Here is a 26291-nt window from a genome sequence, read left to right as displayed (position 1 = left end):
CGTATGTCATTTTACCATTTGCGCAGCCAATAAAAGGGATAGAGGAGCATCATGGTGAGAATAAAGGCAGCTGTCACCGCCAAGCTAAGAGGATAAATGCAGGTGGTATAGACAGTCAGTTCACATGCTTGATGAAAAGGACGAGGGTGTTTTGCATGTAAAAAGGTAAAAAAATAAACCAAGGTGATCGTGAGAAAAAAAGCCGTCATAAAAGAAACGATCCATAGCCATATCAACATGAATTTCTCTTTCCTCCATACATGATAGAAAAGCCTTGTTGAGCTGATGGGCTCATACAAGGCTTTTTATGTGATTCTTGTTTATTCAGGATAAATATCGAATGGTTCTTTCGTTTGAACCGTATCTGATTTACCTTTCAGGCTCGCATACGCAAGCATTGTATACTCACCTGCTTCTAACTTCTGTCCTTTATTGATCGTGCCATTCCATTTCACACGATGCTCTCCTTTATCAACATGTTGATAAACTCCTGCTTCACCTAAATACTCTCCATCTGTCGAGTAGACGAGGAATGCAAGGTTCTCAGCACCGCCTGGGAGATAGCTGCTAATAACATAGCTTCCAGCACGGTTATCCGGCTCTACAGAAACCGAAGTGACGCGCGGGTAATCAGGCTCTTTTACAATCAATAAAGTAGGGATTTCAGTGACCTTTCTGCCATTTTCGCGAATGGTGATACTGCCTTGGTACGTTCCTTTTTTCGTTTTTCCATAATTCACTTGTACTGCGGAAGTAAAGGACCCTGTGGAATTCCCTTTTACTGTGATTTTTTTCGTGCCGTTTGTGCTAATGCCGTTGCCATCGAACTTGTAATCAATGGTATAGGTTTTCGGTGCTTTTGACAGGTTTTCTACCTTGAACTTCTTCGTTTTGATTTGAACGCCCTTTTCTTTTAAGAAAGTGCCGTACGAATAGCTTGCATCAGACACAATAGAAGACGCTTGAAGTGATTCGATGATTCGAACGCTGCCTGTGCCCTGCGTATTGTGAGGGAACGGGTTACCATTTGGGTCATACAACGTTTCTGCTGTATTCATCATTAACGCTTTAATTTGTTCTGTAGAATAGGATGGTTTTGCTTGTTTAATAATCGCTGCTACTCCGGCTACATGAGGAGATGCCATGCTTGTTCCTTGCTTCGATCCATAGCCGTATGGCTGAGAAGGATCGTGTGTCGGAATGGTGCTGACAATACTCACGCCAGGTGCTGAAAGATCTGGTTTGATCATCCACGTATCGACAACAGGTCCACGAGATGAGAAGTCAGCGACTTGTTCACTTAACTCTTTCACAAATTGAATCGAGAAAGTCGTTGTATTGTTACCAGCCTCAATGGCTTTAACAAGCGCTGTTCCTTCCGCTTTTGACAGCTTAATCGTCGGAAGGGCTAGACCTGGTACATCCACAGGGATTTCTCCATCGGTATTGTTGTACATGACAACGCCGATCGCACCAGCAGCCTTCGCATTGTCCACTTTATCAACAAAGGCAATGGCTCCACGTTCAATCACTGCCACCTTTCCTTTGACATCGATGTTTTCAAAAGCTTTTTCGTCACCGATGCCTGCTTGGACGAGTGTGACTTGTTTTTGGTCAAGTGCTTTTAAATCATTTTCTTGATAGTAGCCCATCACTTTTGCTGTTGAATAGTTCGGGAATTTCACGTTGTATAGACTGTACGGAAGCTGAGTGGCTCCGACAGAAATAGCATCTCTTGATGTCCCAGGAGATCCAACGGTCCAGCTGTTTGGCCCACTGTTTCCATTTGATGTCACAGCGACAACCCCTTCAGACATGGCCCAATCCAGTGCGATGCTTGTTGCATAATCAGGGTTATTCACACTGTTTCCAAGAGAAAGGTTCATGACATCGGCTCCGTCAGTGACAGCCCGGTCGATGCCTGCAAGGACATTTTCAGTTGTTCCTGATCCGCCTGGTCCAAGGACACGGTAGGCGAGAAGGGTAGCATCTTTTGCGACACCTTTAATTTGTCCATTTGCCGCAATTGTTCCTGCGACGTGTGTACCATGATCTGTCGATTCGCCTCTAGGATCTCCTTTTGGTGTTTCTTGTGGAGAATAGTCATTATCAACAAAGTCATAGCCTTTGTATAATCCGAAGTTTCCTTTTAAATCAGGGTGGGTATAATCTACTCCAGTATCAATGACAGCGACTTTTACTCCTTTTCCAGAGTAGCCGGCATCCCAAGCTTTTGGGGCACCGATAAATGGAGCACTTTTATCCATGAGTGGAGAGACATCCTCATGAGGAAGCTGGACGCTTTTCTTTTTCACTTCATCTGTTTGATATGTAACATCCGGATAAACGGCTTTTACTCCGTCAACTGCGAGCAGTTTCGGGATTTCGTTTGCAGGAAGTTTCATAGAGAAACCAGAGAAGACTTTTTCATATTCTTGACGAACACTCGCTTTATCTAACTTTTTGAGTGCTGCATTCTTTACTTTAGTTCGAGATTTTTTGAGGGAGGCTTTTGTTTGTGCTTCGCCTTCTTGCTTGGCTTCAACTAAGGATTTTTCCTTTAATTCAACAATGACAGTGGTGTGTTTTCTAGACTTAACATTGATTTTGCCGAAGATTTCTGCTTTTTCCAGTTCCACCTGTTTGTTCGATGGAGCGGCTGCAGCCTGACCTGAAAAGAATGTGGATAAGGTAAAAATAGTGGAGAACAATAGAACAGAAGAACGAGAGATTACTTTTTTCAATTAATTTTCCCCTTTCTAGCTGTGTATTTAGGGAGATAGCCTTTCTTTTTGTGGATAAATAGGAAAGATTCACTGCCCGTTATTAAGTATTCCATACGATGAAACCAATTCCTTTACTGAAATGGTCTTATTTTACATAGTCACAAAGAACTATTTTGTTTATAAAGTCACACTTATGCACAATGATCTGTTGATAACTCAATTATTCAGATATATATATGGAAAATAAAAAAATCTCATACACAAAATCTAGTAAGAGGGTGTTGATATGTGGATAAACCCTGTTGATAAGATGTGCTTATCTTTGGGATATTGTGTGTATAAAATTTTCATAGAAACATTGTGGAACATGATCATCTTCTGCACTTTTCAACAAAACTTCTGAAAACTAGTTCGTTTTTTCACCCAGATTGTGACAAACCTCTCTTTTTTCTCGGGATATGATAGGAACAGTTAATTTGCTAGAACTGCTAGATTCTAAGGAAAGCGGAGGGATGTTCAGTGAAGAAATGGAAGAACTGGTTGAGTGTATGGTTTGGTTTTGTGATGAATGTGCTTGTGAATCCTGGTGAGCTGCTGAAGAAGCAAGGGGTGAAAGTGGCAGCAGTGGATGGAGGATTCTTTCTTGCGGTGAATGAGAGAAAGCTAGAAAAACTGGCAGATGAAAAGAAGAAGAAGCGCAGGACAGAAAAGCTGTTTCAAGAAAGTCTGATGATGCTTTATGAAAAGACAACGAGAGAGGCGCGTGCCGGTCCGTTCTTATCTTTACAGAAAAGTTGAAACAGGGTAAAATCCCACATAAGACACGTTATCTGTGGGAGAGGATGCCTCTTGAAGATATATAAAATATTGAATAACAATGCAGTGGTTGTAAAGGAGGGTGATCAGGAGAAAATTGTGATGGGGCCCGGAATTGCTTTTCAGAAGGGGAAAAATGACGTCGTTCCCGTTCAAAAAATAGAGAAAATTTTTGTTGTGCGTGAAGAAAATGAGAAGTTTAAACAAATTCTTGCGACATTGCCAGAAGCGCATATTGAGGTGGCAGAGCATATTATTAGTTATGCAGAGGGTGAACTCATGATGCCGCTCAGTGATCATATCCACATTTCACTGACAGATCATTTATCCTTTGCCATTGAACGCGTTCAAAAAGGCATTGTGCTATATAATAAATTGCTTGGTGAGATCAAAGTCTTATATAAGCAGGAATATGATATTGGAAAGTATGCCATTCGTTATGTAAAGGAGCGGCTTGGGGTTGACCTGCCGGACGATGAGGCAGGGTATGTGGCACTTCATATTCATACGGCCAAAATGAATACGGAGTCCATGAAGAAGACGGTCAAATACACAACGATGATCAAAGAAATGATCGAGCATATCGAAAGCGTTTTTGAGCGCTCGATTGATGAGGATAGTATTTCGTATCAGCGGCTTGTGACACATTTGAGGTATGCATTGGGCAGGTTGGAATCGAATGAAGCATTTCAAATCATGGACGATGACATGCTGACTTTTATCCAAACAAAGTATGATTCGGCTTACCGGTGTGCACTTGGACTGGCTGATTTGCTGAAAAAAGAATATGGACTTCATCTCCCTGAATCGGAGATCGGCTACATCACGCTGCATGTCCAGCGTCTGCAGGATGCCGAATTGGTGTAAAGGTTGTGCCTGTCCGCAGGCTTTTTTTTATGCACACTACTCTAATTAGTGTATATGGGTCATTTGATTCGAAAAAATAGGTTGACGCAGGTCACGCTCTTATACTATGATGAAAGCGTAATCAAAAACCAATATCGTGGGATTGTGACTGTCAGGCAGGCAAGACCTAAAATTTGCGTAACGAGGGGACGTGTATGTCCTTTGATCGTTAGTGAATTTTAGGTCTTTTTTGTTTTAAAAAAAGGGGGAGACAACATGGATTATCAAAAAACAGCCAAAGAATTAACAACATTATTAGGCGGCAAAGAAAATGTCATTAGCGCAACACATTGTGCCACACGACTCCGATTGGTGATGAAAGATGAGGCGTTGATTGACAAAGATGCCATTGAAGAACTTGAGGGTGTGAAGGGTGCCTTCTCAAGCTCGGGTCAATTCCAGATCATATTTGGAACAGGTTCTGTCAACAAAGTATATGAGCCTTTTGCTCGTGAGACAGGTCTTGAGGCAGACGACGAGAATCAAAAACCTGCCAGCCATGATGAAGCCGTGAAGCAAAAAATGAATCCACTTGCACGTTTTGCCAAGACGCTATCGAATATTTTTGTACCAATCATTCCAGCGATTGTAGCAAGCGGTTTATTAATGGGCCTATTAGGTATGATGAAAGCCTTCAAATGGGCTGATCCAAGCTCTGCCATCTTCCAAATGCTAGATATGTTCTCAAGTGCTGCCTTTATCATTTTACCGATTTTAATTGGGGTTAGTGCAGCCAAAGAGTTTGGTGGAAATCCATATTTAGGAGCTGTCATTGGGGGCATTATGATTCACCCGAGCTTGCTGAATCCATGGGGACTGACAGACGCAAAACCAGAATATATGCATCTATTCAACTTTGATATTGCGCTTCTTGGTTACCAAGGAACGGTCATTCCCGTGTTATTAACTGTGTATATCATGTGCGTGATTGAAAAGAATTTAAGAAAAGTTGTGCCGAACAGTATTGATTTACTTGTGACGCCGTTTGTGACGGTGATTGTGACTGGATTTGTGACGTTTATTGCTGTAGGACCGCTAGGGAGAATGCTCGGTACAGGAATCTCAAATGCACTCACTTATGTTTATGATCATGCAGGATTCTTAGCTGGACTTATTTTTGGAGGCGCTTATTCTTTAATTGTACTGACAGGTGTTCATCACAGCTTCCATGCGATTGAGGCAGGACTTCTAAATGATATTGGACGGAATTATTTGCTGCCGATTGGGCCATGTCTAACGTCGCTCAAGGCGGAGCAGGGCTAGCGGTCTTTTTCTTAGCAAAGCGTGCAAAAACGAAAGAAATTGCATTACCAGCAGCATTTTCTGCTTTCTTAGGTATTACTGAGCCGGTCATATTCGGTGTGAATCTTCGTTATCGTAAGCCATTTATTGCTGCAATGATCGGAGGTGCATTAGGCGGGGCGTTTGTCGTCTTCACGAAGGTAGCCGCCAACGCTTATGGTTTAACAGGGATTCCGATGATTGCAATTGCAGCCCCATTTGGTTTACAAAATGTGGTAAATTATGTTATTGGTATGTTTATAGCTGTTGCTGTTTCATTTATTCTTACCATCATCTTTAAAGTCAAAGAAGTCGAAAAATAATCAAGGAGTGGTCACAGTGATGACAACAACGGACGCAGCACTTCGTCAAAAGGTAACAGATCGTATTCGAAACTATGAGCATTTGGTGAAAAAAGATGTGTACCGTCAGAACTTCCATTTAATGCCGCCAGTCGGTCTTTTAAATGACCCGAATGGATTGATTCAGTGGAAGGGAGTCTACCATGTGTTTTATCAATGGCAGCCATTTAAAACAGGACATGGGGCAAAATTCTGGGGTCACTACACATCAACCGATCTAGTGAATTGGCAGCATGAAGAGGCTGCCCTCACGCCAAGTGATTGGTTTGATCAAAATGGCTGTTATTCTGGCAGTGCAGTCATTGATGATGGTCGTATGTACGTGATGTATACCGGAAATGTCCGTGACGAGCAAGGGAATCGTGAGACATATCAATGTTTAGCTGTGTCAGAGGATGGGGTTCATTTTGAGAAAAAAGGTGTCGTGGCGACTTTGCCAGCGGGATTCACTGCACATTTTCGTGACCCGAAGGTGTGGAAGCGGAATGGAAAGTGGTACATGGTCCTTGGAGCACAAAGTGAAGATCTCAAAGGACATCTTGTCTTATTTACATCTGATACATTAGACAATTGGATGTTTCAAGGCATTATTGCAGGCAGTGGAAAGAATGGATTAGATCATTTCGGATACATGTGGGAATGTCCAGATCTATTTGAATTAGACGGTCAGGATGTATTGATCGTGTCACCACAGGGGCTGAAGCCTGATGGATTCAAATACAACAATACACATCAATCTGGTTATTTTGTTGGTACATTGGATGATCGTACCTACCAATATACGCATGGAGCGTTTGAGGAGCTGGATCGTGGCTTTGACTTTTATGCACAGCAGACTTTCCAAGATGAATCGGGCAGACGCATTTTAATGGGATGGATGGGTGTACCAGATCAAGGGGAAGAGCATCATCCAACCATCTCTTATCAATGGATCCATTGTTTGACGATTCCGAGAGAGCTTCGTTTAGATGATGAAGGACGTCTTATTCAACAGCCGGTAAGTGAACTTCGATCTATGCGGACAAATGAGCAGGAGCATGTTTTTCACGTTAAACGATCTGTTCATTCGATTCCTGTTGAAGATTTGACGAGCGCAGAGGTATTCATTGATCAAATTGAAACACAAAAAGGATTTGAATGCTGTATCCGTGCTGCTGCTCGTATCATTTATGATAAAGATGAAGGCAAACTAACGTTAGAGCGAGATCGATTTGAAGATCGAACAAAGGAAGTTCGTGAAGTAGAAATTGATGAATTACAGGAATTGCATATCTTTATTGATGCATCATCGATTGAGATTTTTGTCAATGGAGGCCGGGAAGTATTTACTGCACGTTATTTTCCTTCCCCGGGAAATAAATCAATCTCCATTAGTGGTAGAAATGAAACGAAGCTTAAATTGAAGACGTGGCATTTGCAAAAAGAAGCAGATCATTGATCTGCTTTTTCTAGTGAGATCAGCCTGTATCTTAAAGCCTATATCATGTATATACAAGGTTGGCCTGAAGCGGTTTGATGACGTTTTACATATATGATAACAGGTTCGATTATGGTATCATTTTAAAATATATACAGCTGAGGCTGACGTTTATCCAAATGCGGTAGGACAAAAAGGGGTTGTTTACTTGAATTCAAAACAGCAGCCGACGACTAGAAAACGCTTGGAGACAATGGCAGATCATGTTGAAGATAAACGTGAAGAATATAAAGAATTGCTGATTCAAGTCCAATCTATTCTCGGTGAACCTTCTCTAGAGCAGGAAGAATTAAAAGAGAAGCTGTCAGATACGTATAAACAAATGAAAGAATATGCCTTATTTGTTGAATCCATTGAAGCCTTTATTCGAAAAATGGCGAAAGAATCTGATCAGCAAAAGTAGGTAAAAAAGTATGGTGAAAGAGTGTACCTGGGTGCGGGTATGCTTTTTTTATTTAAAGATTATCTATGTCAGTTTTATTCTAAATCTTAATGTATGAAGATAAATAGAAATTTGTAGATAGAATATTTAATGTATATGAGTTATAAAAGTGCAAGAAACATTACAATGCGGAAGGATAACCATTCTTCTCAAAACAGAGAACTGATATCCATATTTTATTTAATATATGAGTAGATAGTAAAAATAATCCTAAGGTCTGTCTTAGGATTATTTTTTGAAATTCTTTTATGTATTTCTTGAACCCACTTTCAATCCAGTAAAGTGAGATCAATTATTGTATTTTGTATCTTATTGAATTGTGGAATTTATTTTTATGGCTTTAATAATAGTTTTTGATCTCCGTATATAACATTTCTTCTAGTTTTTTTTCCTCTAGTATACTAAGGACTGTTACAGCTTTTTCAGTATACTCTTCAGGTGAATCCATGTTTAAGTTTTTTAGACATATCCCTTTACGACCATAGCAGATGGCCATCTCCCTGTATGCACCATGTCTTTTACAGAGAGGGATTGCTTCTTCTAATACAACTAATGCCGACTTAAATTTATTGTATTTTATTAAAAGAAGCGAAAAATTAACTCGAATATTAATTTCAATTTTATAAGTATCTTGAAAATTCTTATATATATTAAGTCTTTTCAATGCATTCTTTGCTATATGTATAGCCGTTTCTATAGGAAATATAAAAAGTATAGAGTTTATCAGTCTAATATCAATCAGGTACCAATTTTCATGCTTAGAAAGACGTTCCCAAACATTATCTACGTGATTGCGTGCTTGTTCAATACTACCCGTTTCATGGAGCACTATTAAAGCTGTACAAATACATTGAATATCACTGACCAATTGGTCCTCAGAATCTGATAGCAACCTTTCAGATTCTGTTATCAATTGTCTTAATTTGTTTGGATGATTGAAAGTCGTACGAAAAAAATCGTTAATAAACTTTTGCCTTCGAGTATATTGAAAATCGTTCATAATATAGTGAAACTCATCTAAAGAAACGTCTACTTTTTCCAGTAAAGCCATAAAAGATGACGCAAGTATGTCGATTCGATGTAGTTCAAACTTTGAATAAGCACTTTGTGATAGTAAACCACTAGAAACATAATGCTGAGTATATCCTTTGTTCTTTCTAATTGATCGCATAGTCCGTCCTATATTGTTAAGCAATTTTAATGTCCCCTTTCAGTCTTATTTGACTAAAATGTTATGAATGGTTCACACCATAATATAATAAATCCTGGAAATTGAAAAAGCGTAGAGAACTATTTATAAACAGCATTACAAATATAGAGGAGAGTTGACTAAATGATAATTTGGGCTTTAATCACTACAATAGTATCTTTTATTTTAATTTTTTATTTTTGGAATGAAGATAGAAAAACATCATATGTATTCATAATGGCGACTATTTTTCTTATTTTCCTTGACCTTGGTTTAATATTTATTTGAGTATTAAAATTGTGTTCATTTTGCAGGTTGAAATAAGAATATTTGTCGTGATGATGATTTCTCGCCTAGTATTAATAACTGCTTCTATAAACTTTAAAGAATACTTAGGTAATAGAGAAGTAATCGTCGATGTTGTTGTACCGAAATAAAAAATTTCTTTTGAGATGAAATCAGGAGAAGTTCGACTTAAAGAGTACCAAAAATTGTCGCTTTATGTGAACTCTATGTTCCACGGAAGATGTGGAAAGATAGTATCAAAACGAATTAAGATTGATTAAATCAAATGAATGGAACATTCGGAGTTTATAAAAATAGGAGAATTCAGGAAATATTTAAGTGGAAGAACTCTTATAATGACTGAGCGGAAGGCTTGTAATACTGATATAAGTTGAACCCCCAAAATTTACTTATTACATATAGAATGCAACAAATATAAAAAGGGAGTTCAACTGTTGATGAATTGTGCAATATTAAAGGAATGACTAGTTTACACATCAATACGCTCTGTAAGTTTTATAAATTACTTTGAAATTTATTTATACATATGGTTTATTGCGTTGCTTCTGTATCCTTTGAGTTTTCCCCTTATTTGTCCAAACGATGTGCGGAATGTTTCGTTGGTCCGATGTATTCGTTTAGTTGGAACGAGCCTTTAATGGCAGCTGTGATGAATTCTTTTGCTGCATAAATGGCTTCTTTCACGTCTGAGCCGTTGGCTAGTTCAGCTGTGACTGCGGCTGAGAATGTGCAGCCTGCGCCGTGTGTGTATTCTGTGTCGATCTTATCTGTTTCAAGGCGTTCGAAGGTTTGTCCATCATACAGCAAGTCAATCGCTTTATCTGGGCTTAGCTTACCGCCGCCAGTGATGACCACATATTTTGCACCAAGTTCATGGATGCGTTTTGCGGCTTCTTCCATTTGTTCCATCGTTTTGATCTCGCCAATGCCGCTTAATTGACCTGCTTCGAAAAGGTTAGGTGTGATAACTGTTGCCAGTGGTGTGAGCTTTTCGCGCAATGCTTCAGCGTGCTCTGGGTAAAGGACTTCGTTCGCACCTTTACATACCATAACAGGATCAATGACGACATTTTTCAGCTCATATGTTTTGATCGTTTCAGCTGCGAGTTCAATGACGTCAACTGTTGGCAGCATACCTGTTTTTAACGCATCTACACCGATGCCTTCCACGATCGTCGAGAGCTGCGCGCGGATGGTTGATGTATCGATTGGAAACACTTGATGATCCCAGTTGTTATGAGGATCCATTGCAACGACAACGGTTAAAGCTGTCATCCCGTAGACGTTTTTTTCTTGAAACGTTTTTAAATCTGCTTGGATACCTGCACCGCCGCTTGAATCCGAACCTGCGATGGTGAGTGCTTTATTCATAGACATAGTTGCTGAACCTCCAATGTGATGTGTAACAGTTACTGTTCTATTCCTTATTATAATCAGCTTTTCCATTTATCACAATGAAACGGCATAAAAAAGCGTTCCACTCTTCATGGAACGCCTCATTCTTTATCTTTTACAAATCACCAATTTCCCTTTTTTCAGCTCCTCTACAAGCGTTAAGGCTAATTCTTGATCGGCGCCGGTCGACATCATTTTGGCCATCAGTTCATCATCCCTGGTGCGAATGACATTGGCGATCTGATCTAAAATCCCTTGATCGACAGCTGTCATGCTCTTTGCTTCCGTATACTCAGTAACGGTATCAGAGCGTTCGGGGTCATACGCAAAAACAAACACATCGTCCTTTGCTGACTGTATCTGTTCGATCGTCTGTTTGGCTTCTTTACTATTCTCAACTGTGAAAAATTCCATCATCATCACTCCTTTTCATCAAAAATTCCCATTTTCTCGATCAATCAAACCGTCTTTTATATCATGAGAAGAAAGCCGATTTATGTTTTAATGAAAAAGACGAATCTATTAAAGGAGTTAGGCCGATATGAAGATTTCTTTATTAATTGTGACACATAACCGGCTGAGCGCATTGTGTGAACTGCTTGAATCCATCTCGAGACAAAGCGTACAGCCTTTTGAAATTGTGGTCGTAAATGATGCAGGAGAGCGAGTGGACGTGATTCAGGAACTCTATCCAGAGCTGCCAATCCGCTTGATTCATTTAGATGAGAATGTCCAGCATGTGAACGCAAGAAATGTTGGGGTGCGGGAGCTGACAGGTGACGTCATTATGCTGAGTGATGACGATGATTATTTTACACCTTGTCATATTGAACGTATGAGCAAGGCGCTAGAAGACGCTGATTTTGTCTTTTCGGATGCGGAAATTGTTTCGTTTGAAGAACGAGGTGCGACTCGTTTTCCAGTATCAAGACGTTTGTTTGCTTATACAGCGGACATTGAGGACATGCGTGTTTTTTCTACATATGTTCCTTCTGGTAGTATGTACAAACGCCGCATACACGATGAGATCGGCTATTTTGATCCAGCGATGCATCACTACTGGGACTGGGACTTTTTCCTGCGTGTTACGCAGCATGCACGAGCCAAACGAGTGCCGACTGCCAGTGTGATCTATGCGTTCTTTGATGGTGGGGGCAATCAGTCGAGTGATCTTGGTGAAACAAGGAAGACCTACTTAGATGATCTGAGTGAAAAGCATGGGCTGGGTGATTTGCCGACAGCAAACTTTGCTGTCCTATTAGAAGAACCAGCGATGAAAAAACGAGAATCAGAGAGTGAGATTGTATGGGATGGAAAACCGATGATCTCAAGATTGGCACAGCAGACAGAAGGAGGACAACCGCAATGAAGCCATTTTTAAATGATAGCTGGTGGGCTGTGATGAAAAGTGAATTTGAACAGCCATATTATCAGGAATTACGTGAGTGGGTAAAGGAAGAATATCGTACGCAGATCGTGTTTCCAAAACCAGATGACATTTATCGTGCCCTCCATTTGACGTCGTATGAAGATGTGAAGGTCGTGATTTTGGGACAAGACCCTTATCATGGCCCAGGACAGGCACACGGATTAAGCTTTTCTGTTCAGCCTGGTGTCAAACATCCGCCATCTTTGAGAAATATTTTTCAGGAGCTAAAGGATGACCTGGGCTGTCCGGTCCCTAACCATGGCTCGCTTGTCAGTTGGGCAGAGCAGGGTGTCTTGCTGTTAAACACCGTGCTCACTGTAAGAAAAGGGGAAGCGAACTCGCATAAAGGCAAAGGCTGGGAACGTGTGACAGACCGCGTCATCGACGTCCTGAATGATCGAGAACAGCCAGTCGTTTTTGTGCTTTGGGGCAGACATGCGCAAAATAAAAAAGAACGAATTGATCAAAGCAAGCATTACATCATTGAGTCACCTCATCCAAGTCCTTTTTCTGCAAGAAACGGCTTTTTTGGCAGCCGTCCGTTCTCAAAAGTAAACGCCTATTTAAAGCAAATGGGGATTGATGAAATCAACTGGTGTATCAAGGACATCGAATCAAAATAGGACGAGGGAAAATCCCTTCGTCCTGTTTATTTTAAAAATTTGCGGACAATGTCGAGTCCGTTTTTCGCATTTGGATATCGGAAAGAAAAATCAAAGCGATTGGTCTGGCGCAGGACACTTTTTTCATGCGTAAAGGTGAAAAAGCTTTCTTTTCCATGATATCGTCCGATACCACTTTCACCAACGCCTCCAAATGGTAAATATGGAGTGGCGACATGCATCAGTGTATCATTGATACAGCCTCCGCCAAATGAGAGGTTGTCTAGAATATAGTCTTCTGTTTCTTTATTGGTTGTAAATAAGTAAAGAGCGAGCGGCTTCGGTCTTGCCTTAATCATGTCAGCTGCCTCTTGAAGAGAGTCAAATGAGATGACAGGCAAAATAGGTCCGAAAATTTCCTCCTGCATCACAGGATCTTCCCATGTAATGTGATCTAGAATGGTCGGTGCGATTTTGAGCTCTTGTTCATTACGCTGTCCACCTGTCACAATCGTGCCATTTGAGAGAAATTGTGAAAGCCGATCAAAATGACGCTGGCTGACATTTTTTCCGAAATGCGGATTTGTTTCAGGCTGGTCCCCGTAAAAATCACGGATACAGGTAGTCATTTCACGCAATAGGTTCTCTTTGATCGATTCATGAACAAGTAAATAGTCTGGTGCAATGCATGTTTGACCAGCATTCGTGAATTTACCAAAAGTAATTCGTTTCGCAGCGAGCTTGATGTCTGCATCAGGCATGACAATGCATGGACTTTTTCCGCCGAGCTCAAGTGTGACAGGTGTGAGATGCTTTGCGGCCGCTTCCATGACGACTTTGCCGACGGCTACACTTCCAGTAAAGAAAATATAATCAAAAGGCAGTCTCAGAAGCTCTGTGCTGACATCCACACCGCCTTCAACGACCGCTGCAAGATCTTCTTGAAACACGCTTTCCACAATCGTGCCAATCACGTTTGAGACGTGCGGCGTTAATTCTGACGGTTTTAAAGTAACGGCATTTCCGGCAGAAATGGCTCCAACTAATGGCGAAAGGGCCAATTGGAAAGGATAGTTCCAAGGGGCAATAATCAGAACACTTCCGTACGGTTCCTTAATGATCATACTTTTCGATCCGATATGGGTCAGAGGTGTTTTCGCGCGAGATGGTTTGGCCCATTTGTGAAGATGTTTGACGGTATGATTGATCTCTTCATATACCATGCCAATTTCTGTTGTATAGGCTTCCTGCTCGGATTTATGTAAATCATGGGCCAAGGCTTGTAATATGTCCTTTTCATGATGTTTAATGGCTTTTTTCAAATCGTTAAGAAGGCGGATTCTATCTTGAACCGCTGGTGTTTGCACGTTTTTTTGTTTGTGAATGAGTTCAGTGAGTTTGCTCATCTTTCAGTCCTTTCAAAGACGATATTGTTTCTTTTTTATTATGTGTGAATCTTGGGTAAGGGTCAAATAAGAGGAACAGAAGCACACAGCTTTGAAAAAAGGAACCCATTCAGTTTGTTCATTTGGTAAAATAATGTTGGAAAACGAATTTTTTAGATTGGAGGGTCTACCCTTGAATATTCATATATCAAGTCTGCTTCAAAAAATGGAGGAAGCCATTCAAAAAGCAAAACAAAGTGGAAATGATGAAGAGGTGAAACGTCAAGCGGCGGTCATCTCTTCACTATGTGATGTCATTCTCGACACATCATCACAGGTGCAAATGCCGCAGTCTTCGGTCATTTCACCGCCTCCATCTATACAGACACCATCTGCACCGGCTGTGTCTACGGATCAAGCCATGCTAGAGAAATTGATGGGCACTAGCGGTGCAAAGAAATTTCAGCATAAAGAAGAGGGTCAACAAGAGAAAGATGGCAACGGTGACTCTATTTTTGATTTTTAATGGTCTTGTCACGACAAAGGGAAGGTGATCGGGTTGAAACTATTTTTGGGCGCCATTCAGTGGATGGCATTTTTTATCGCAGCTTCTATTGCTGTGCCGATTGCGATTGCACAAGCATTTGAATTAAATCAAGTGCAGTCGGCGGAACTGATTCAGAGTACATTCTTTTCACTTGGACTTGTGGCGATGGTGCAGTGTTTATGCGGTCATATGTTGCCGATCAATGAAAGTCCAGCAGGGCTGTGGTGGGGGGTATATACCCTATATGCAGGCATGACAGGGACGATTTTTGCCACATATCCTGAAACCTTGCAAGCATTACAAGGGGCTTTAATTTTTAGTGCTGCGTTCTTTTTTATTTTTAGTCTCTTTAAAATCATTAATTGGCTTGCGTCTTTATTTACGCCGGTTGTCACAGGTATTTATTTGCTGCTACTTGTTGTGCAGTTAAGTCAGCCAATCATGAAAGGGCTGATGGGGATCGGCTATCGGGGAAATCAGGTAGATGGGCTTGTCTTTTGTCTATCGATCTTGATTATTGTCATCACCTTCATGATCAGCCGCTCAAAATGGCATTATTTAAGACAGTTTTCTGTGTTATTCGCACTTGCAGGCGGCTGGCTGTTATTTGCTTTACTCGGACTAGCGAAGCCAGTTCGCATTCCTGAGCAGATCATTGAGTTTCCAAAACTGTTTCCGTTTGGCATGCCAGTCTTTGACAGTGGACTGCTTGTCACGTCCTTTTTTATTACGATCTTACTCATTGTGAATATGCTGGCAAGTATTCGAATTGTGGAAAGTTCCGTCAAGGCATTTGGTGAACTGCGTGAGCGGAAACGAGCCAGACCGGCTGGTTTTGTCGCCGCATTTGGTCATTTGCTAAGCGGACTGATTGGTGCGATTGCGCCTGTCCCTATTTCGGGGGCAGCGGGCTTTATACAAACAACCAAAATTCCATCGAGAAAGCCATTTTTTATTGGCAGTCTGCTCATTGTCCTCATTAGTTTATTTCCATTATTGATGAGCTTTTTCTCTGCATTGCCTTCTCCTGTGGGGCTGGCTGTGAACTTTGTGGTGTTCTCTTCTATGATTGGGATTGCTATGTCTGAATTCGATCAGTATGAAAAAGAAGACATCCCGCGCATTCGATTTGTGCTTGGCATCGCTGTTTTAGCAGGTGTGGGCGCAATGTTTGTGCCGCAGGGGGCATTGAAAGGCATGCATCCTGTGCTGATTTCTTTATTGAGCAATGGTCTTGTGCTTGGCACACTGATTGCGATTGTGGTCGATCAAGTGCTACTGCGAAAGAAGAAGAAATCCGACAATCTCGTGTCAGCATCATAGGAAAGTTGAATGTTGGATAAGACCCGCGCTATGATAAACATAATTGATGAGATAAGGAGAATGACGAATGAAACTATTTTTCATATTAGGTGCCATTAACGCCATGCTTGCGGTTGGTCTTGGAGCCTTCGGTGCACATGGACTGGAAGGGAAAATTCCTGAAAAGTATATTGAGATATGGAATAAAGGGGTTCAATATCAGATGTTCCATGCCATTGGCCTATTTATTGTCGCCTTTCTGGCAGATAAGCTGTCAGGTGTTTCCCTAGTGCCGACCGCTGGCTGGGTGATGCTGGCAGGCATTCTTTTCTTCTCAGGAAGCCTTTATGTGCTTGCCTTGACTCAGGTGAAGATTCTAGGTGCCATTACACCAATTGGCGGAGTGGCATTTATCGCTTCTTGGATCATGCTAGTGATTGCAGCAGCAAAAAATTTATAAGATAAAAAACCGATGCTCTCATAGGGGCATCGGTTTTTTTCTTAACTCCAATAAGGAGAATAGTTCGGAGGTGCTTGATAATAAGGTACATAGTGGGAAGGGGGGACAGGGTGCGTTTGTGTCTCTTCCTCCCGGTGGCAGAAAGGTCCGATAAACACACCAGGTTTCACAGGCTGCGTCGCCTGCTTCCACTGCGTTTCGTTCATGCAATAAGTATGTGCCATGATGTGAGAAGGCGTGAGGGTTAGAAGGTCTGAACCTAAGATGACTTCTGGCGTCGATGCGTTAAAAATGGCTAACAAATGGGTTTTGTCCTGCAAGGCGACTTCGTAATGCCACCAGCCTTGTGGCACATTGGCTACCTGCCCAGGGGTAATGGTGTAGGTGGACAGCTTTTTGGTAAAAGGGTTCAACATGGATACAGCAGCAGAGCCGGCGATACAATAAACAAGCTCGGCAGCATTTTGATGATAATGAGGCTCTACTACTTTGCTTTTACTCAAATATATATCCAGCAGAGATACTTGATCGAGCGAATTTAATTGTTTTTTTCCTAAAACATTAATCAGGTTGTGTTGGTCATATTTCACAAGGGGGCTTTGGTTCAGATCAAATGAATATTTGACATTCGGCGATGTATAATCCAGCTCAACAGTCATTGATGTCACCTCTAGGCGTTTAATAAAAACTACTAGGCATCTTATGAGCCTTCCCCCGAAGGTGTGTCAAAAACCTAGACAAAAGAAAAAAGCAAGGGCGTCTGCACCTTGCTGCTGATAGGACCTTGAGGTTATCTCGGAGAATACGTAGACATCGAGTATGGATAGTCATATTGAATTTCCCCATCAAACGTAATGTAATCAAGGTAGATTGTTAACAATAAGTATCGTGTCCCTGTTTTGTTATCACTAATGATAATGTGATCACGTCCTGCGGCCTCAATGACCCCTCTAAAAATCTTAGAGTTCCATTCTTTACTTGCCTCAAACGTCATATAGATCGTGGCTACTTTGCCGCGGTTTAATCGTAAAATATTTTCAATATAGGACTGCTCAAGCGGCAGCTGACCGGTGACGTTCTGCTGATAAATCGGTCCCGAAGGAATTTGATAGGGCTGCCCGCCACTTTGCCCACCTTGGCCTCCTTGTGAAGTACCAGTAGACGGCATTGGCGAATACCCCTGCTGCATTTGACCTTGCATTTGACCCTGCGTTTGGGGAGGGACTGAATAACCCATCTGCTGCGCAGGATACGGATTTGCTCCATATTGTTGCTGGCGAAAATCTTGACCTTCGAAACCCGAACCTTGCCCAAATTGATTTTTCAATTTCATAACGTTCCTCCTCTTTCCTCATGGTGTTCTAAACAGAAGGCAGAAAAGCGCCTGTTGTTTCCATAGCATTCTTTTTCTCTTTCACACTATGAGACAGGAAGAGAGAATATGTACATTGAACGAAAAAAAGGAACTGCTTTGTGCAGTTCCTCAGCGTGTAGACAAACCCTCGCATTCGGTGTCAGTCCTGCGCTTCGGTGCTCACGAATGTCAAATTCGCTCCGCGCCGATGCTCGTCCTTCCTAGACTGCAAAGGTTTTCTATCACGCTAAAAAGAAGACAAAGGGCTAAAATAAAGTTCATTTTAGCCCTTTGTCAACAATCTAAGGAATGCCTGTTTACATCAACCAATTCATAGCCCGCTGGACGTCATAGAGAAGGGTCATGATGAGGAAAAATAAGGCGATCGGTGTGATGGCAATGATAAAGGCCTGCCATATTCTCAGCTTCATCACAGCTACAAGGCCTAAAACAGCCATCCCAAATATCCATGTCTTGGTATACGCATCAACCAGTGGTAAAACACTGAGATAATACCATACTTCATAGTGCTGGTCTAAATAGGGTGAGATTTTCACAAATGTATACGGACCAAGCAACCCCACAGTAAAAATCCAAGTAAGAGCAAATAAGGTGGAAGGAAAAATGACCGTCAGTGTGCAAGCTTTGAGCACATCTCGATACGGCGCTTTACTGCCAAAAAACAGTCGCCCTAACCACTGTAAAATGAATGAACCGAAAAATAGAAGAAAATTGCCTACTAAAATACCAAAACCTGCTCCGTGTAACAGAATAAAAGGATATGGAATATGATTGCCCATATACTCACTAAAATACCCTTCGTACATCCAGCTAGTACCAGCGATACTTGCAAGGAGTATCATCAGCCACATGGGAATAGAGGTATGTTCATATGAGCGAATAATCGTTTTTGTCGCGACAAAAATTTTAAAGAATCGAAAAAAACCTTTTGCTTCCTCTTCTTGGGAGAGATCACTCTTCATATACTCCAATGTTCTTTACTCCTTTAATACACATAAATGATTACTTATATTACCAAAATTTTTACGTTTTTCAAAGATAGATCATGAAAAAAATCCAATTTTATAAAAAATAGGTCACTCTACAGTCTCTTTAAGAGGAGACACATATGATAACCATAGTTTAAAAGAGACCGAGGTGAAAACATTGACGAAAGTAACGGTCATTATGACGAGCTACAACAAAGCGGCCTACGTTGGAAGATCAATTGAAGCGGTGCTGCAGCAGACCTTGTCAGACTTTGAACTTTTTATAATGGATGATGGATCAAACGAACAAACCCTTGCTGCTATTGAGCCTTTCCGTAAAGATCCACGCATCCATTTTATCCAAAGCGGGGTGAAAACGCTGGAGGAAAGAACGGCGAAAACACGCTATGCCGTCCTCATTAATCAAGCATTAGAACAGGCAAAGGGCGAGTATATTTCCTATGCCACAGATGACAATGTCTATGCACCAGACCGTTTAGAGAAGCTCACGAATTATTTAGATGCTCGTCCGAATGAACATATTGTCTATTCTAGTTCAAAAGTTATCTATTTAAATAGCGAAAAACAGCCAGTAAAGGAAACGATTCGACCTGCGCAAACGGTGCAGTGGAATGCACCTTGTGCTATTGATCACTGTTCAGTTGTACATCGTGCATCCATTTTAACAAAGATTCAAGCTGAGTTTGGATCCTACTGGGACGAGAGTCCGCATTTTTATCGAATAGGGGATGCGCGGTTCTTTTTTAGATTAAATCACTTTTATCCGTTCTACCCTTTTGATGAGGTATTGGATACAAACTACATCACAGAACAGTCTATTCATTATCAGTTGGCAGAAGATGAGAAAAGCGATTTTATTCAAGCACTTCCTCCCCAGTCTACCTGCAGGGAGCTCCGCCATATATTAAAACAAAGACATGGGAGGTGACCTTAAGTGTCGCATTATATTCATCATTATTGGCAGGTGTACTTTGAGTATGTGAATCTGATGAAAGACTTATCCTATCGCCACATCCCCCTTGGATTAATCAGTAATTTTTATCAATACATCAGCCCTGAAGTGAGGGAACGTATGGAAGATAAGGCGTTTGGTGAAGAGCTGACAACAACTTGTCCAAAGCCACAAGACATTCAGCCCTTTTTTGATCAGCATAAACAGCAGATCAAGCGTACCCCTTATCGTCCGAGTCATGGAAAGGTGCTGCTTCACTTTGAACACCTGCGTTTTACTGAACAAAATTACACGCGGTTCCATCCGAACCAAACAGTGGTGCTCGCGCGCTGGAAGAAGGCTGATTATTTCGGATTACCAGTGATCAGCAAGCCGGAATTAGCCGGAGAGGTTAATAAAGAAGCCCATGTTGAATATATTGAAAAAGCAAATGCTCTATTGAAACCTTACGCCCAGCATCCTGTCTTTGGCAATGTCTTTTTTAGAGAAAAGCTTCGGAAGGACATTGTGCAATTTATTGATGTGATTGACCAAATAGAAACGCTATTTGAGATGCAGCCGATCACAGCTGTCGTGGTTGGTACGACGGAGGATGCATATAGCCGTGTGCTCGCCTTGCAAACCGTGAAGCGCCATCTCACAAGTATTTGTCTTCAGCACGGTGCGCTCATGGGAGACGAAGCCTTTTTGCCGATTTTCACCACCTGCCACGGAGTGTTTGGAAAATATGAAAAGGACTGGTATGTAGACAAAGGCTGTCAGCCTGAGCAGGTGGAGATCACAGGTCACCCGAGATTTGATTTGGTGCAGGAGCGAACACCGCTTCAACAGGAAATGGTCTTTCGTAAATTGAACTTCAATCCTGCCAAAAAGACTGTGCTCGTGGCAACACAGCCGTTTTCAGAAGCCTTTTACGGTGATGTTCTTAAAACAATTGCAAAACGGAAAGATATTCAGCTGATTATGAAGCCGCATCCGTGGGAAATTGCTCGAAATCGGTTAAATGACTACACAGCGATTGAACGTGCGGGGAACCATGTGAGATTAATTAAAAAAGAGATCGACTTGTATGACCTCCTGCCGTATATGGATATGGTCATAACGCTCACATCAACAGTTGGTCTGGAAGCAATGCTCTTTAAAAAGAGTGTACTGATTGGAAAAATGACAGAAGGCAGAAGATACCCTTATTACGAGTCGCTTGGCAGCTGCCACATGGAAAACCCTATTGAGCTGGCCGAGAAAGCGATCCGTATTTTATCGGATGAACAAGAAATGAAGCTGGCGAAACAGCAAGGAGCTCGTTTCATTCAAGAGCATTATCCGCATGCACAATCGACCGATGTTCTGCTTTCTCTGCTCAAAACAAAAACAGGCGTGGATTTTCAGAGATGAAGATAGGGGTGTGCAAGCGATATGGGACAAAAGAGAGCACAATTTCTTACTTATGCACTGCCTTTTATTGAACAGGAAGAAATTGATGAAGTCATTGGAACATTAAAGTCCGGCTGGTTGTCCACCGGACCAAAAGTTAGACAGTTTGAAGAAGAGTTTAGGCAGCTGACTGGAGCGAAGCACGCAATAGCAGTCAATTCATGTACAGCTGCTCTATTTTTAGCGTTAAAGGCGAGAGGCATTGGAGCTGGTGATGAGGTCATCACAACGCCTCTGACGTTCTGCGCAACAGCCAATACGATCATCCATACGGGGGCAGCCCCTATTTTCGTGGATATTGATCCGGCGACACTCAATCTAGATGCGAAAAAATTAGAAGCGGCCATTACACCACATACGAAAGCGGTTGTCCCTGTACATTTTGCTGGTCAATCGTGTGATATGGACCAAATTTTAGCGATTGCCAAAAAATATGATTTGTTCGTGTTGGAGGATGCCGCTCATGCCCTCTATACGACCTATCATGATCAACCGATTGGATCAATTGGTGATGCGACCGCTTTTAGCTTCTATGCAACGAAAAACATAGCGACTGGTGAAGGCGGCATGCTGACGACAAATGATGATGCACTTGCGGCTAGAATCAGAAGGCTGGCGCTTCACGGGATGAGCAAGGGAGCGTGGAATCGTTATGGAGAAAAGGGAACATGGTATTACGAGGTCGAGGAACCGGGCTATAAAATGAACATGTTTGACGTGCAAGCATCGTTAGGGCTCGTTCAGCTAAGCCGGTTGAAGGAGATGCAGACACGTAGAGAACAGATTGCGAAGACATACAATCAGGCATTTCAACATGAAGCTGGTCTCATCTTGCCGCCTGTACATGATGAGGGAAGACATGCGTGGCATTTATATGTGCTGCAAGTTGATCCAAAAGAAGCAATGATCACACGCGATGACATGATTGATCAGCTGCAAAAGGAATATAAAATCGGCACGAGTGTTCATTTTATTCCCGTTCACTTGCATCCATATTATCAAGAGACCTACAACCATTCACCAGGGGATTTCCCTGAGGCACTCACTTATTACAAACGAACGCTTTCGCTCCCGCTCTATCCAAGTATGACAGATGAAGATGTGCAGGATGTCATCACCGCAGTTGTGTCAATTTTAAAAGACAAGAAGGCCTCTTCATGAAAGTCGTTCATGCAATAGATGATCAGGTGCTGGCAGCTTGGCTGAAAACATATGGTCATGAAGCGGAACGCATGGCAGGATTCCAGCAGTTTGCTCTTGTCAGCGGCGCTAAGCTCAAAGCAGTGCTGTTATACGAATGGTCCAAATGGGAGAGCGGCATTTTTGACAAGCATATTTTTCATGTGAAGTTTGTGGAAGCAGAATCAGCGCTGCTCTTTAAAGAATTGATGGAGAGATTCATTAATTGGATGAGAACAGAAAAATGTGATTTTTTCTTTTTACGTCTTGAGGCGGCTGATCTTGAAAAAAACCGCATTGTTCAAAAACTATCTCATGTGTATTATGTCGGTGGTCTCACTAGGCTTGAGGCACCGCCTGCCCTCATGGAGATGCCATCATCAGATCAAGATGTGGTGATGGGTGTGCCAGATGAAAAGGATTACGATGAGGCGGTCTTACTAGGTGATCAGGCTTTTGTGAAAAGCCGTTATGCCCTTGATCCATATTTAGACCAGCGTGTTGTTCAGCATTTTTATCAGGAGTGGATGAGAAACAACTTACTCGGACGCGCAGATATCAACCTCGTTGCTAAGGTGAATGATGAAGTGGTTGGCTTGATTCAAGGTATGACAAAGGGGCATGAGATGGGGCTTGAGCTTTTTGCGATTAGACCGGATGTTCAAGGAAAAGGGATCGGAAAAAAGCTGTTTATTGAGATGATGAAAGTGTCTCATCACAGAGGGCATCACTTCATTTCTGCGGGGACACAGCTTCATAATACGACAGCCATCCAGCTGTACGAAAAGATGGGGTTTAGGACAACAAATGCCTTTTTGTATTACCATGTGTGGCCGAAAAAAGGAGAGAGGTAAGATGGCGCATTTCTATATCGGAGATCGCAAAGTGGGAGATGATGCGCCTGTCTTTATCATTGCAGAGGCAGGCATTAACCATGATGGAAAGCTGGATCAGGCACTTGTTTTAATTGATGTGGCAAAAGAAGCAGGGGCTGATGCGGTGAAGTTTCAAATGTTTCAAGCGGATCGGATGTATCAAAAGGAACCGGGGTTATACGAAACGGCCAAAGGAGAAGAAGTGTCTATTTTTTCTTTAGTGGAACAAATGGAGCTGCCGCCGGAATGGCTGCCTGTCTTATTGAGGCGTTGTAAGGAAAAAGGATTGATGTTTTTAAGCACCGTGTGTGATGAAGAATCGGCTGATTTATTGAATCAAACGAATCCACCTGCTTTTAAACTGGCATCCTATGAAATCAACCATTTGCCTCTTTTGCGTCATACGGCTTCTTTTCACAAGCCGATCATTTTTTCAACAGCTGGGGCCACCATTGCTGATGTTCATGAAGCATACGAAACGATTACGAGCCAGCAAAATAAGCAAGTCGCCATCATGCATTGTGTGGCAAAGTATCCAGCGCCTAGAGCATATACGAACCTGCGGGTGATTCAAACCTTAAGGTCCGCTTTCCCTGAAGCAGTCATTGGCTTTTCAGATCATAGTGAACACCCGACGGAAGCGCCAGTAGCCGCTGTGAAGCTCGGGGCAGCAATGATTGAAAAACATTTTACAATAGATAAAACATTACCCGGAGCGGATCATTCATTTGCTCTTAATCCTGAAGAATTAAAGGAAATGGTTCAGCACATTCGAGCAGCAGAAAAGCAGCGGAATCAAGCGGAAATAGACGTTCATTCATTACCAGAGGAGCTTCTTGGCAGTTCTTATAAAACGACAACAGCCATTGAAGGGCAGATTCGAGAATTTGCGTATCGAGGAATTTTTACGACCAAAGGCATTGCAAAGGGAGAGACCCTCACGTCAGAAAATGTAGCTGTGCTGCGCCCTGGACAAAAAAATCAGGGGTTGCATCCGCGATATATGCCGATTTTACTTGGCACAAAGGCTGTGAGAGACATCCCAGCTCATACAGGTGTTTCGTGGAAAGACGTACTCATGCAGGAGTCTCGAGATGATGCATGATGTACTTTTTGTCATTCAGGCTAGGATGGGGTCAACAAGACTGCCCAAAAAAGTGATGAAACCGATCGGCGGCATGGCGCTGATTGATTTGATTGTGGAGCGGGTGAAGCAATCAGATGATTACCATCACAAAATGCAAAACCTTATGATTGCCACAACGGTCGAACCAGAGGATGACTATTTGGCTCAATACTGTATGTCAAAGGGTTATAAGGTGTTTCGAGGCAGTGAGGCAGATGTGCTTGAGCGGTTTGCGCAGATTGTCCGCCAATTTGAACCTAAAACGGTTGTACGTTTAACGGGAGACAATCCATTTATAGATCCTTCGCTTTTGTCGAAAATGCTTGAAAAACATAGACAGGAAAAGGCTGATTACACATATACGAACGGAACACCACTCGGTATTTCCGGGGAAATGATTGAGGCATCTATTTTATGTGAAATCGACAAATTTCCCCTCACTTATTCAGAACGTGAGCATGTCACGCTGTATATCAGAAAGCATCCCGAGCAATTTCACCTTCAATTATTCACACCGCCCAAAGAACTTGCATATCCTGCTTATCGATTCACGATTGATACAGAAGAAGATTATGTGTTTGCTACCTGTTTATTAGAGAAAGCTGGTGGTTCTATTGCTGTGCCGACAGCTGAGCTCATTTCCATCTGTGAACAACATCCAGACATTGTTCGTTTGAATCAATCTGTGAGACAGAAGGATGCTGAATGAACAAAAAAATCATGATTGTTGTTTATGGGGGTTTTTTAAGAGGAATGGGTCATGTCGTCAGAATGAAACGTTTGGCAAAAGAACTGCTTCAGGAAGGGAACGACTTATATTTCTATACAAATGATCAGATTTGTGTAGAAATGCTTTCGCACCCAGAGTGGCACGTTCACATGGTGCATGAGTCGAATGCGCTTCTTCAAATCCAACAAGACATCAAAAAGCTAAAGCCTGACCTTTTAGTCATAGATGTCCTTGATTGTGATCTTCAGTTTCTTCAAACGATCAAAGATTCCTGTGGCAGTGCGAGGCTGGTCTTATTTGAGGAAAAAAGAGAGGAAGCCTGTCAGCTTGCAGACACGGTCATAAACGGCATTTATGGCGGTCTGGACGGGAAGCACGAGCAGGTTAATGGCACGGTTTATTATCATGGAACGCCCTATTTATTGTTAGATCACGAGTTTAAACGATTCAAAGACACATATGAGGTTCGGAAAGAATGTAAAAAGGTGGTCATCAGCCTTGGCGGCAGTGATCCGTGCGGCCTGTTATCAAAGGCTGTATCGGCGCTTCTTCAAACAAATCACCTTGACATTTTAGCGGTCGCAGGAAAAGCCTCTCACATCAAAGAGCAAGTAGAGGCGGAACATATCCAATTCATTCAACATACAGATCAACTACCGGTTCTTTTATCAGAAGCTGATGTGGCTATCGTAGCAGGCGGTATGACGTTATATGAGGTAATTTGTATCGGGGTGCCCAGCATTGTCCTATCGCAAGTAGACCACCAAGCAGTGACAGCGAGCATGTTTGCGCAAAAGGGCGCTTGTTTTCACCTTGGATTAGGTGACCTTGTGGAAGAAAAAGACCTGTTGCAAGCTGTTCAAAAACTGTCTGACAGCTATTTTCTCCGCAGAAGCATTCATCTTAATGGACGTTCACTCATTGATGGAAAAGGAATCGAACGAGTGAAAAACATTCTTATACACCTCATGAATTCACACCAAAAAGAACATAAGGATGTGTAGAT

25 protein-coding genes and 1 pseudogene are annotated in these 26291 nt (G+C 42.0%); 17 read left to right on the top strand and 9 right to left on the bottom strand.

Annotated elements, in window-relative coordinates; translation table 11 throughout:
- Nucleotides 1–11: 11 nt before the first annotated feature.
- Nucleotides 12–239 carry a hypothetical protein gene (locus tag AC0VYC_RS17755; protein ID WP_217967720.1) on the bottom strand — a complete coding sequence of 76 codons (228 nt, stop codon included), beginning with the start codon at nucleotides 237–239 and terminating at the stop codon, nucleotides 12–14.
- A gap of 81 nt (nucleotides 240–320) precedes the next feature.
- The gene (locus tag AC0VYC_RS17750) at nucleotides 321–2744 is read right to left on the bottom strand and encodes a S8 family serine peptidase (protein ID WP_475388947.1); all 2424 of its coding nucleotides are present in this window, start codon (nucleotides 2742–2744) and stop codon (nucleotides 321–323) included.
- Nucleotides 2745–3245: 501 nt separating this feature from the next.
- Here AC0VYC_RS17750 and AC0VYC_RS17745 point away from each other — a divergent pair.
- The 5 genes and pseudogenes from AC0VYC_RS17745 to AC0VYC_RS17725 all read left to right on the top strand — a co-directional run bounded on the left by AC0VYC_RS17745 (nucleotide 3246) and on the right by AC0VYC_RS17725 (nucleotide 7971).
- The gene (locus AC0VYC_RS17745; RefSeq protein ID WP_331832154.1) at nucleotides 3246–3524 is read left to right on the top strand and encodes a hypothetical protein; all 279 of its coding nucleotides are present in this window, start codon (nucleotides 3246–3248) and stop codon (nucleotides 3522–3524) included.
- Nucleotides 3525–3575: 51 nt separating this feature from the next.
- A complete protein-coding gene (locus tag AC0VYC_RS17740; protein WP_026050173.1) occupies nucleotides 3576–4409 on the top strand; it encodes a PRD domain-containing protein in 834 nt (277 codons plus the stop codon).
- Nucleotides 4410–4664: 255 nt separating this feature from the next.
- A pseudogene (locus tag AC0VYC_RS17735) lies at nucleotides 4665–6052 on the top strand (sucrose-specific PTS transporter subunit IIBC).
- Between the two features lie 19 nt (nucleotides 6053–6071).
- Complete coding sequence (locus AC0VYC_RS17730) at nucleotides 6072–7529, top strand: sucrose-6-phosphate hydrolase (RefSeq protein WP_475390080.1); 1458 nt, start codon at nucleotides 6072–6074, stop codon at nucleotides 7527–7529.
- 187 nt (nucleotides 7530–7716) lie between these two features.
- Nucleotides 7717–7971 (top strand): hypothetical protein, encoded by a 255-nt coding sequence (locus AC0VYC_RS17725; RefSeq protein WP_008359596.1) that lies wholly within the window; start codon nucleotides 7717–7719, stop codon nucleotides 7969–7971.
- Between the two features lie 379 nt (nucleotides 7972–8350).
- Here AC0VYC_RS17725 and AC0VYC_RS17720 read toward each other — a convergent pair whose 3' ends face one another.
- The 3 genes from AC0VYC_RS17720 to AC0VYC_RS17710 all read right to left on the bottom strand — a co-directional run bounded on the left by AC0VYC_RS17720 (nucleotide 8351) and on the right by AC0VYC_RS17710 (nucleotide 11320).
- Entirely contained in the window at nucleotides 8351–9205 is an 855-nt protein-coding gene (locus AC0VYC_RS17720) for a helix-turn-helix domain-containing protein (protein WP_178929761.1), read from the bottom strand.
- Nucleotides 9206–10072: 867 nt separating this feature from the next.
- Nucleotides 10073–10882 carry a bifunctional hydroxymethylpyrimidine kinase/phosphomethylpyrimidine kinase gene (locus AC0VYC_RS17715; RefSeq protein WP_008343648.1) on the bottom strand — a complete coding sequence of 270 codons (810 nt, stop codon included), beginning with the start codon at nucleotides 10880–10882 and terminating at the stop codon, nucleotides 10073–10075.
- A 126-nt stretch (nucleotides 10883–11008) separates the two neighbouring features.
- Nucleotides 11009–11320, bottom strand: a complete 312-nt coding sequence (locus AC0VYC_RS17710; protein ID WP_475388945.1) for a general stress protein — start codon at nucleotides 11318–11320, stop codon at nucleotides 11009–11011.
- 121 nt (nucleotides 11321–11441) lie between these two features.
- Here AC0VYC_RS17710 and AC0VYC_RS17705 point away from each other — a divergent pair, with 121 nt between their 5' ends.
- Nucleotides 11442–12269 (top strand): glycosyltransferase family 2 protein, encoded by an 828-nt coding sequence (locus AC0VYC_RS17705; protein WP_041091348.1) that lies wholly within the window; start codon nucleotides 11442–11444, stop codon nucleotides 12267–12269.
- Nucleotides 12266–12952: a uracil-DNA glycosylase gene (locus AC0VYC_RS17700; protein ID WP_047945809.1), complete on the top strand. Its 687-nt coding sequence runs from the start codon at nucleotides 12266–12268 to the stop codon at nucleotides 12950–12952. Before AC0VYC_RS17705 ends, AC0VYC_RS17700 begins: the two co-directional genes overlap by 4 nt.
- A gap of 26 nt (nucleotides 12953–12978) precedes the next feature.
- On the opposite strand, the gene AC0VYC_RS17695 is transcribed toward AC0VYC_RS17700, so the two are convergent.
- Nucleotides 12979–14337: an aldehyde dehydrogenase gene (locus AC0VYC_RS17695; RefSeq protein ID WP_340958860.1), complete on the bottom strand. Its 1359-nt coding sequence runs from the start codon at nucleotides 14335–14337 to the stop codon at nucleotides 12979–12981.
- A 172-nt stretch (nucleotides 14338–14509) separates the two neighbouring features.
- On the opposite strand from AC0VYC_RS17695, the gene AC0VYC_RS17690 reads away from it, so the two are divergent.
- From AC0VYC_RS17690 to AC0VYC_RS17680, 3 genes are all read left to right on the top strand, one after another.
- A complete protein-coding gene (locus AC0VYC_RS17690; RefSeq protein ID WP_008343634.1) occupies nucleotides 14510–14842 on the top strand; it encodes a YwdI family protein in 333 nt (110 codons plus the stop codon).
- Nucleotides 14843–14875: 33 nt separating this feature from the next.
- Nucleotides 14876–16186 (top strand): purine/pyrimidine permease, encoded by a 1311-nt coding sequence (locus tag AC0VYC_RS17685; protein ID WP_041507947.1) that lies wholly within the window; start codon nucleotides 14876–14878, stop codon nucleotides 16184–16186.
- Between the two features lie 67 nt (nucleotides 16187–16253).
- Complete coding sequence (locus AC0VYC_RS17680) at nucleotides 16254–16625, top strand: DUF423 domain-containing protein (RefSeq protein ID WP_003215282.1); 372 nt, start codon at nucleotides 16254–16256, stop codon at nucleotides 16623–16625.
- Nucleotides 16626–16666: 41 nt separating this feature from the next.
- Here the strand turns inward: AC0VYC_RS17680 and AC0VYC_RS17675 are convergent, their stop codons facing one another.
- From AC0VYC_RS17675 to AC0VYC_RS17665, 3 genes are all read right to left on the bottom strand, one after another.
- Entirely contained in the window at nucleotides 16667–17284 is a 618-nt protein-coding gene (locus tag AC0VYC_RS17675) for a cupin domain-containing protein (protein ID WP_019743221.1), read from the bottom strand.
- Between the two features lie 131 nt (nucleotides 17285–17415).
- Nucleotides 17416–17958: a spore coat protein GerQ gene (gerQ, locus tag AC0VYC_RS17670; RefSeq protein ID WP_007497781.1), complete on the bottom strand. Its 543-nt coding sequence runs from the start codon at nucleotides 17956–17958 to the stop codon at nucleotides 17416–17418.
- Nucleotides 17959–18296: 338 nt separating this feature from the next.
- Nucleotides 18297–18971 carry a YIP1 family protein gene (locus AC0VYC_RS17665; RefSeq protein WP_073413058.1) on the bottom strand — a complete coding sequence of 225 codons (675 nt, stop codon included), beginning with the start codon at nucleotides 18969–18971 and terminating at the stop codon, nucleotides 18297–18299.
- 175 nt (nucleotides 18972–19146) lie between these two features.
- Between AC0VYC_RS17665 and AC0VYC_RS17660 the strand changes: the two genes are divergently transcribed.
- Genes AC0VYC_RS17660 through AC0VYC_RS17630 form a run of 7 tightly spaced genes read left to right on the top strand, consistent with a single transcriptional unit; the run spans nucleotide 19147 to nucleotide 26289 of the window.
- The gene (locus tag AC0VYC_RS17660; RefSeq protein WP_304717716.1) at nucleotides 19147–19917 is read left to right on the top strand and encodes a glycosyltransferase family 2 protein; all 771 of its coding nucleotides are present in this window, start codon (nucleotides 19147–19149) and stop codon (nucleotides 19915–19917) included.
- 6 nt (nucleotides 19918–19923) lie between these two features.
- Nucleotides 19924–21336: a capsular polysaccharide export protein, LipB/KpsS family gene (locus AC0VYC_RS17655; protein WP_212359618.1), complete on the top strand. Its 1413-nt coding sequence runs from the start codon at nucleotides 19924–19926 to the stop codon at nucleotides 21334–21336.
- Nucleotides 21337–21357: 21 nt separating this feature from the next.
- Entirely contained in the window at nucleotides 21358–22536 is a 1179-nt protein-coding gene (locus AC0VYC_RS17650; RefSeq protein ID WP_427243527.1) for a DegT/DnrJ/EryC1/StrS family aminotransferase, read from the top strand.
- Entirely contained in the window at nucleotides 22533–23408 is an 876-nt protein-coding gene (locus AC0VYC_RS17645; RefSeq protein ID WP_047945799.1) for a GNAT family N-acetyltransferase, read from the top strand. The genes AC0VYC_RS17650 and AC0VYC_RS17645 overlap by 4 nt, the downstream gene beginning before the upstream one ends.
- Nucleotide 23409: 1 nt before the next feature.
- A complete protein-coding gene (locus tag AC0VYC_RS17640; protein ID WP_375805845.1) occupies nucleotides 23410–24534 on the top strand; it encodes an N-acetylneuraminate synthase family protein in 1125 nt (374 codons plus the stop codon).
- On the top strand, nucleotides 24524–25264 hold the full coding sequence (locus AC0VYC_RS17635) for a cytidylyltransferase domain-containing protein (protein WP_039165189.1): 741 nt from the start codon (nucleotides 24524–24526) through the stop codon (nucleotides 25262–25264). Before AC0VYC_RS17640 ends, AC0VYC_RS17635 begins: the two co-directional genes overlap by 11 nt.
- Nucleotides 25261–26289 carry a glycosyltransferase gene (locus tag AC0VYC_RS17630; RefSeq protein ID WP_282900733.1) on the top strand — a complete coding sequence of 343 codons (1029 nt, stop codon included), beginning with the start codon at nucleotides 25261–25263 and terminating at the stop codon, nucleotides 26287–26289. Before AC0VYC_RS17635 ends, AC0VYC_RS17630 begins: the two co-directional genes overlap by 4 nt.
- Nucleotides 26290–26291 lie beyond the last annotated feature (2 nt).

This window comes from Bacillus sp. iso_77 (assembly GCF_056173625.1).
This window is presented reverse-complemented; position numbering and strand designations above follow the sequence as displayed.